10 protein-coding genes, 2 tRNA genes and 1 pseudogene are annotated in these 7,584 nt (G+C 32.7%); all 13 read right to left on the bottom strand.

Going from position 1 to position 7,584, the window contains the following annotated elements:
• Positions 1 to 83: 83 nt before the first annotated feature.
• On the bottom strand, positions 84 to 1,388 hold the full coding sequence (locus tag ACYQ3D_RS05670) for a glucose-1-phosphate adenylyltransferase (protein WP_459836997.1): 1,305 nt from the start codon (positions 1,386 to 1,388) through the stop codon (positions 84 to 86).
• Positions 1,389 to 1,907: 519 nt separating this feature from the next.
• A tRNA-OTHER gene (locus ACYQ3D_RS05665) sits at positions 1,908 to 2,018 on the bottom strand.
• Between the two features lie 808 nt (positions 2,019 to 2,826).
• Positions 2,827 to 2,958 carry a hypothetical protein gene (locus tag ACYQ3D_RS05660; protein ID WP_459836995.1) on the bottom strand — a complete coding sequence of 44 codons (132 nt, stop codon included), beginning with the start codon at positions 2,956 to 2,958 and terminating at the stop codon, positions 2,827 to 2,829.
• Positions 2,959 to 2,960: 2 nt separating this feature from the next.
• A complete protein-coding gene (locus ACYQ3D_RS05655; RefSeq protein ID WP_459836994.1) occupies positions 2,961 to 3,170 on the bottom strand; it encodes a hypothetical protein in 210 nt (69 codons plus the stop codon).
• Positions 3,170 to 3,388 (bottom strand): hypothetical protein, encoded by a 219-nt coding sequence (locus ACYQ3D_RS05650; protein ID WP_459836992.1) that lies wholly within the window; start codon positions 3,386 to 3,388, stop codon positions 3,170 to 3,172. The genes ACYQ3D_RS05655 and ACYQ3D_RS05650 overlap by 1 nt, the downstream gene beginning before the upstream one ends.
• A gap of 115 nt (positions 3,389 to 3,503) precedes the next feature.
• Positions 3,504 to 4,046 (bottom strand): DUF3794 domain-containing protein, encoded by a 543-nt coding sequence (locus tag ACYQ3D_RS05645; protein WP_459836991.1) that lies wholly within the window; start codon positions 4,044 to 4,046, stop codon positions 3,504 to 3,506.
• A gap of 68 nt (positions 4,047 to 4,114) precedes the next feature.
• A complete protein-coding gene (locus ACYQ3D_RS05640) occupies positions 4,115 to 4,612 on the bottom strand; it encodes a DUF3794 domain-containing protein (protein ID WP_459836989.1) in 498 nt (165 codons plus the stop codon).
• A gap of 432 nt (positions 4,613 to 5,044) precedes the next feature.
• Complete coding sequence (locus ACYQ3D_RS05635; RefSeq protein ID WP_459836987.1) at positions 5,045 to 5,296, bottom strand: hypothetical protein; 252 nt, start codon at positions 5,294 to 5,296, stop codon at positions 5,045 to 5,047.
• Positions 5,297 to 5,578: 282 nt separating this feature from the next.
• Complete coding sequence (locus tag ACYQ3D_RS05630; protein WP_459836986.1) at positions 5,579 to 5,953, bottom strand: hypothetical protein; 375 nt, start codon at positions 5,951 to 5,953, stop codon at positions 5,579 to 5,581.
• An 81-nt stretch (positions 5,954 to 6,034) separates the two neighbouring features.
• Complete coding sequence (locus ACYQ3D_RS05625) at positions 6,035 to 6,487, bottom strand: S8 family serine peptidase (protein ID WP_459836985.1); 453 nt, start codon at positions 6,485 to 6,487, stop codon at positions 6,035 to 6,037.
• A gap of 164 nt (positions 6,488 to 6,651) precedes the next feature.
• Positions 6,652 to 7,053, bottom strand: coding sequence for a DUF5675 family protein (locus tag ACYQ3D_RS05620; protein WP_459836983.1), 402 nt, complete (start codon positions 7,051 to 7,053; stop codon positions 6,652 to 6,654).
• A gap of 16 nt (positions 7,054 to 7,069) precedes the next feature.
• A pseudogene (locus ACYQ3D_RS05615) lies at positions 7,070 to 7,249 on the bottom strand (phage holin family protein); the annotation flags it as partial.
• Between the two features lie 233 nt (positions 7,250 to 7,482).
• A tRNA-Pro gene (locus ACYQ3D_RS05610) sits at positions 7,483 to 7,559 on the bottom strand.
• Positions 7,560 to 7,584 lie beyond the last annotated feature (25 nt).

Here is a 7,584-nt window from a genome sequence, read left to right as displayed (position 1 = left end):
AAATTCTCATCTACTATTTTCATAATTTACAGAGCACACAATAAAAAAGCGTTCTCCTTAAGGAGAACGCTTTTAATTAATTTTTATTCACTTGTAACTGCCACTTCACTATTAGATAGTAGGTCATCAGTAGTATTACTTTCGACTGTACTTCCACTAGTAACTATTTGATCAGCAAAATCTTCCTTATCAGCATAAGAAAAGATCCTACAATTTCGTCCTACTTGAGTATTTGAAGGTATCCGAGATCCTTTAGCTATTACATTTAATCCTGTATGTAATAAATCCGGTTTCTCCTGATTAGGGGTCATATCATTCCCAAAACCTATATGACAATTATTCCTAACTACTACTTTTTTATCAATAATTGACTTACACACAATAGAATCTTCTTTCACTACTGTATTATCAAATATAATAGAATCTCTAACTACTGCTCCTTCTTCAACAAATACTCCGGGAGCAATAACAGAATTTTCTACCTTTCCATTAATAATTGAACCATTAGCAACAATACTACCAATTGCTTTTCCTTTAGCCCCAAATTTAACAGGCGGTTTTTCTTTACTTCTAGTATGTATTTTCCAGTCCTGATCATATAAATTAAGATCAGGGATTAAATTAGTCAATGATAGATTAGTCTCCCAGAAGGATTCTAAGGTTCCTACATCCTTCCAGTACCCATCAAACTCATAAGTATATGCTTGACCTTGCTCAATTAGTGGCGGAATAATATGATGACCAAAATCAGAACTTTCTTGAGTACAATACTCATCTAAAGCTTCTAACAATACTTCAGTCTTAAATACATAAATCCCCATTGAAGCCAAATTACTTGGTGGATCCTCTGGTTTTTCTTTAAAGTCCACTATTTTCATCTCTTCATCAGGTTCTAAAATTCCAAATCTACTTGCTTCTTCATAAGGTACTCGCTGAGTTGCTACAGTCAAACCCGCATCTTTTTGTTCATGAGTAGCTATCATTTCACTATAATCCATTTTGTAGACATGATCACCAGATAAAATAATAACATTCTTTGGATTATGCTGCCTAATAAAGTTCATATTCTGGTACACTGCATGAGCTGTACCCTGATACCAACTGCCCTTTTTACCTTTGCCAGTATAAGGCTGTAATAAAGTCACACCGCCTATTCTTCTATCTAAATCCCAGGGCTTTCCAATACCGATATGTTCATTTAAAGACATAGGTAGGTATTGAGTTAAAACTCCTACATCATAAATCCCTGAGTTAACACAGTTACTTAAAGCAAAATCAATTAATCTAAACTTTCCTCCAAAAGGGACACTAGGTTTAGCCCGATGTCCAGATAAAATATCCAATCTTGTACCTCTACCACCTGCCAAAATCAATGCTAAATCCTTCATAAATCGCCTCCTCAACACTTATATTAGTTTTATTAATTACGCTCATTTTTATTTTAATGGATGTAATTAACTTTTTCAAGAATTTTTTGTATAAAAATGTAAGTTAATTTATAGTCATAAGTGACTAATTAATAATTGACTAAACTCATGTTAAAAGAATTCTTTACTGCTATGAACTGGATAAAAGGAACTAGCTAAATATGATCCAAGAATAGGATTATTAAATTTAAGAACTTTTAAGGAAAAAACAAAGCAGTATTTAACTCAAGGTAAGGACCAGCTGGAAATGAAGTTTTAAGAGAACTAGCAATTATTCTGCAACGGAATTGTAAAAAAGAAGATATTATAGGCGGATACGGAGAGGAGAATCAGAAGCAAGATTGTAGACTACTATTTCGAAGGGCAAGAAACACAACCTAATGAAGATCTAACAGTCTCAGTTTAGTGGGCCAACTTGGCATAAAAAAATGCCGGAGTAATTAAACCTCCGACAATTCCTATAATGTAAACGATTATAAGTGGTCGGGCTGACTGGATTTGAACCAGCGACCCCTACGCCCCCAGTTTTATAACCTGGTTTTATTCTATATTAATAGGCAATCATAACACGGCTTAATTACTAACAAACCGCAAGTTTAAATTCATGAGCTAAAATAAAAATCATAATCATATTTTATCCTGTCGTCAGCAAAAAAAGAAAAAATTACCGATTAAGGTAGCATTACAACCAGAAAATATTTAATATATTCTTAATAAATGACTTGCAAGCCAAATATTTCACCAGCTTAAATGAAGCCGCTATGATTTTGCCTATAAGATTAACAGTACTATAATTTTAATAATAACTCAACCCCCACCCTCTTAAATATTTCCTAACCTCTAAAGAGGTTAATTCTTTATTTTCTGTTCTATCCTTTGAAATATCTATATGCAGCAAAGCAATAGGGGAATTGGCATATAATTTTCTTTTAAATCCAAAGTTTTATTTACAGTTGAGGTTTTAGAAACCAACTGAAGTAAACATAAAAATACAATTACTAAAACTCAAAATTTAACTAATAAATTTAATGTTACTCTTGCTCTAAAATTATCAAATTCAATAAATAATATGGAGTTTACAGTCTTAAATAAAACGCTCAAATGTTTAACACTCCTGAACTTATATTGGCTTAAACCCTGCCATACTGCTTAATAACCCAACCACTAACTAATCCAAATATAATATGAAGGAGAAGTCCTAAAAAATTTGGTAAAGGAGTAGCTAAATTACCACTAGTAAGACTCGTTCGTACCATAATCCCATAAAGAAATATGAAACTAGCTAAACCAATAAGTAATCCTTTATAAATCTCATAATCATTGCCCGTTAATCGAATAATGTATACAAGTAATACTCCTAATAAAGCAGCAACCGTAAAATCAACAGAATAATCCACAATTAAAGATAGGTGTAGTACATCCAGCCAAATTGTTGAAAAGTAAGTGTTAAAATTGATTTAGGAATGTTGCCCGCTATTCCCGCAATTGAACCAAGTAATATCGGATCCGAAAATAATTCGGATTTTTCCATTATCATACCTCCTGATCGATTTTTTCTTTAGCCCAAGCACTTCCAGTAAACCACGTAACATAGATAAAGAATGGAATTATTATCTCACTATAATTCCACCTAAAAATATCAAAGTTAGCTAAAACATTAGAAAACAAAACAGAATAAGCAGCTGCTGATACTATATAAATATATCTTAATATCTTATGATCAGGTATAAAGTAAAAATGCATTATAAACCAAATTGCCCATAATTAATGTAACCTCCCCACCCTAAAAGATGAGTTACAATAAAAATAGCTAAGAAATCCCCAATAGCACCAAAAATAATACCATAAATTATTAGTTCTCTAATCGTTTTTCTGGGAATAAGTGTAACAAGAACTAAAGCTAAAACACCAGTATATATCGCAAAGTTAAAATGAATTGGCATTATATCACCTGTTTTCATTAAAAGTTACTATTATTTTTTTACCCGTGATTTATTCTTATGCGAAAATTAAATATATAAATGTTAATCAAATAAAAAGTAGCCTAGCTTTTACACTAGGCTACTAAACTTTCAATCATGGAGTTAAAGGAGAAGATAATCCTAAATCAGTAAATAAGTCACTATTGGCTTGCAGTAAAATAGTAACATTTTTAAATATTTCTCGAGGAGTAACTTGTTGCACGAATACATCTTCGGTACAAATATTAACATCAATCTGGTCAACATCATTTGGTGTAAGTGCCCCCACAGCATCCACTGGAGCAATAATAAAGGTACTAAATGGAGTACTAAATTCTGCTGAATGAACTGGTTGATCACCTTCTTCGGTTTCAGCTACATATACAATTTTCTGGTTAAGTTGGCCTTCTACAACAACTTTCCAGCCAGTTAAAACTGTTCCGTCTAATGATACACCAATAGGTGTTCTGACTAATCTTAAATTAGTAACTGTTCCTTCAATTATTACTTTCATGATTTGTTCAATGTCTGGTTTTTGTTCTGGAATAGTTAAATTCTCTTCTACAGTTATTTGATTAAATGCACCCAAAGTCAAGTCTGGAAAATCATCCGGCTCGCACAACCCTACAACTTCTACAAAATCCTGTAATTGAGCCAAAATAATACCTCCTTTCAATCTTTTGGTATATAATATTAATCCCACTGGCAAAATGTTACATATAATTTTTAGTATTTATTACACTTAGGAAAAACAACATGTAAAAATAACACTATATCTATAAAAATATCACGGGAGTTGATTGATTTTATAAAAATATCTTCTACATATGAATTGACCTTTAGTTCACAAGTGGGTTTTGTACAAGCCGGAAGTATTATATGAGAAGAAAAAGGAAGATCAAAATGTGCTGAATGTATTGGCTGCTCAGGCTTATCTGCAACATAAAAAACCTTTGTTTTTAATTTTCCTCCTACTATAAGTTTTTTTCCTGTTGATTTTCTACCTGAAAATTTCGACTTTTTACATTTAGGAGTATGTATAATACGATTTGATAAAATCTCCGGAGATACAACTACTTTAGTTATTTGTTCGATATCTGGTTTTGGATTAGGAATATTCAAATTTTTATGTATACTTAATTGATTCCAAGGCTCTTTTTCACTTATCTTTGGAAAACTATCAGCCACCCCTACAAGTTCAATTGAATTATTTAGTTTACTCATAAAAACCTCCTTTGAAAATAAGTTTTGTATATGATATGCTTATTTTTTAATAATCGTGTCCACTATAAAAAATTTAAAAATAAATTATTCCATAAAAATATCAGCGATTAATATGAAAGGAGAAGAAAAAATGGGCCATATTCGCAAACCAGGAAAAACTCATGGCAAATAATAGTTAGCAAAGGTAAGAATCCAGTAACCGGCAAGTATGAACGGATATACGAAACAGTTAATTTGATCCTATCCGCAGCGTGTCGTCAGCAAAAAAAGAAAAAAACTACCGATTAAGGTAGCATTACAACCCGAAAATATTTAATATGTTCTTAATAAATGACTTGCGAGCCAAATGTTTCACCAACTTAAATGGACCCGCTATGATTTTGCCTATAAGATTAACAGTACGAGCTAATTTGTAGAAGAAGCTAGTAATTTTCACTCTTCCACTTCCCTAGCTTCTAACTTTTTAATCATCTCGTTAACTTTATCTTTTATTTCATCCATCTGTTTATTTTCTGCTAACTCATTTATTTCCTCTAATTCATTTAGAAATTCATGTTGTTTGTTAAATTCAAAAATAAATTTATGTAATTCTGAACTAGCATCCGTTCCATTATTTTTACAATTCTTTTTAAATTGATCCCAAGCATCTTGTGGATATCTAAATTGACGTCTTTTTATAATCATCCCCCTAACTTTTCTTGATTAATCTAGAAATCACAGATAAAATAGCATTAAAACCAAATATCCCTGCTCCAATCAAACTATCCTCCATAGCAAAAATAGCAGTTATAAATAAAAACACTAACCAAGTTGGTACTATTGAACCTAATTTCTTGATTTTAACAAATATTGATTTTAACATAATATTGTGGTAGAATGGTATTAAAACTAATCAATAACTCTAAAAAACTTAGAAACTTGATTTTGTATTCAGTATGTTTAGTATGATATAAAGTCCTTTGTTGTTTATGTTGAAATAGTAACTTCTTGGACTTCTGAAGTTACTTCTTGAGTTATTTTTTCTTCTATAGGATTATATAAATCAAGATCTATATCCTCAGTTTTCACAGAAACAATCAAAGAAAAAGATAATTTAGCATTTTTTCTTTTTTCCTTTCTTTCTTTCCACCACCCATTAACCGGATAAACAATTATATGACCACAAGTAGCTAACTCTGAGGCAATGCAATTCCATTTATCTGATTGAACGGTTCCGCGGCTTCTTGCTCTAACCCCCAATTCCCAAGGTATATCATCTGTGTGGCCGCTCTCTCCTTCCTCACGATGCTTATAATTAATCCTTTTGAAAAATTCTCCATCAGTTTCATTTGGGTTCTGCATCCCCCATTTCAATTTTGCCCCTTGATAATTTCTAGCAGTTTGTCGAGGATTAGGTTCTGAAAAGTAAGATAATGTTACTTTTCACTCTACCTCTTTTTCTCCTAATGTCAATAATAAATCTTTCGGCCAAGGGATTTCATAATAATTTAAATATCTTTCTTCAGATTGACCTTCCTCATAATTACAAGTAATTTCATCTTCAGCAATTAATGTCACATGAGAATTAGCACTTTTAATAGCAGATTGAACATCCGGAACACCATATCCACAAGTGCGAAATAAATTATATCTATTCTCAAATTGTTCTTTCATAGCACCTGTCCAATTAGCTGAATGAATTAACAGCCCTCGAATAGTAGCAGCACTATATTCAGGATTTTCTGCCCATATTCTTGATAGCATTTTTGAAGCTTTTGGGGTTGCTGCACTTGTGCCACAGAAATTTATTAATGGTTTATTATGTATATCTTTACTAGTGGCAACTAAACTTAATCCAGGAAATTCAGTAGCACTAATCCCTATCGAATCAACCATTACATTTTAGGAAAGTAATCTTAAAATGAATCTGATTAGCTCATCAGTTGCGATTCCAGCTAGAAAAATAATAATCAATATCTTCATCCAACCTGCTACAAACTCTCCACCTTGCACATTATCACCTCAAAAAAATAATTTAACTGCCATTCCTGGCAGTCTGATTAAACATATTCAATAATCACTTTTACAGGTTTAGTCTTATCAATCTTACTTACAATCTCCTCAAAAGCATCTGCACTATTCCAGACAGCATTTTTGCCCCTTCCTTTTCCAGGCAATATACAACCTTCCGTATCCTCTGGATAATTGCCTATATGAATTTGGATATACTCACGATTATGCACATCAATAAACTGGATAGGGTTATAGTCCCAACGGCTATTACTCTGCTCCTGGTCCCGAAGATAGGCCCAATATTTTCCTGGCGGAATACAACTTTCACCCTGCTTGTTATTCTGCCAAGGTTGCTCTAAAGTATGACCTATCCTTTCTCCATCAACAAATATTTCGCCTAATGTTGCTTCACCAGTTTCTTCCTTGCGCACTACTCTTATAGTACTCAATATATCACCTCCTTTCTTACTGGCTATCATTAAGCTGTTGTAGTGCATCTCTTAATCTAGAAGGTATCGGAACTCCAGCCTGCCCTAAGTTTTCTAATGCACTCATTCCTTCCTTTGAAATATAGAACCATATAGTGATTGTTCTGATCATTCCTCCTGTTTTTAGTGACAAATCTACCATATGAGCTATTGAAACGACTAGGAATAGATCTAATTATCCAAGAAAGATTAAGCCATAATTCAATTAATCAAACCCTTGATACATATTCTCACGTTATCCCTTCCATGCAAAAAGAAGCAGTTCAAAAACTAAAAAATAGTCTTGAAAAATAGATTCTTCATTACTTTGTCGGCAGAGTGTCGTCAAAAAAATAAAAAACGCCAGAGAATGTTAACGTCCACAATCCCCGGCGATTCAACGATTATAAGTGGTCGGGCTGACTGGATTTGAACCAGCGACCCCTACGCCCCCAGCGTAGTGCGCTACCAACCTGCGCTACAGCCCGCTAATAATTAATATCAAATTGCATG

The sequence above is a fragment of the Halanaerobaculum tunisiense genome, from assembly GCF_054657635.1.
Note: the sequence above shows the minus strand (reverse complement) of the source record. Positions and strands in the feature narration are given on the sequence as shown.

Bases quoted from the DNA above. Each gene is read 5' to 3' on its own strand.
- ACYQ3D_RS05625 (WP_459836985.1), bottom strand. From the start codon at position 6,487: ATGGTTGATTCGATAGGGATTAGTGCTACTGAATTTCCTGGATTAAGT.
- ACYQ3D_RS05635 (WP_459836987.1), bottom strand. From the start codon at position 5,296: ATGATTATAAAAAGACGTCAATTTAGATATCCACAAGATGCTTGGGAT.
- ACYQ3D_RS05650 (WP_459836992.1), bottom strand. From the start codon at position 3,388: ATGAAAACAGGTGATATAATGCCAATTCATTTTAACTTTGCGATATAT.
- ACYQ3D_RS05660 (WP_459836995.1), bottom strand. From the start codon at position 2,958: ATGGAAAAATCCGAATTATTTTCGGATCCGATATTACTTGGTTCAATT.
- ACYQ3D_RS05640 (WP_459836989.1), bottom strand. From the start codon at position 4,612: ATGAGTAAACTAAATAATTCAATTGAACTTGTAGGGGTGGCTGATAGT.
- ACYQ3D_RS05670 (WP_459836997.1), bottom strand. From the start codon at position 1,388: ATGAAGGATTTAGCATTGATTTTGGCAGGTGGTAGAGGTACAAGATTG.
- ACYQ3D_RS05630 (WP_459836986.1), bottom strand. From the start codon at position 5,953: ATGCAGAACCCAAATGAAACTGATGGAGAATTTTTCAAAAGGATTAAT.
- ACYQ3D_RS05655 (WP_459836994.1), bottom strand. From the start codon at position 3,170: ATGCATTTTTACTTTATACCTGATCATAAGATATTAAGATATATTTAT.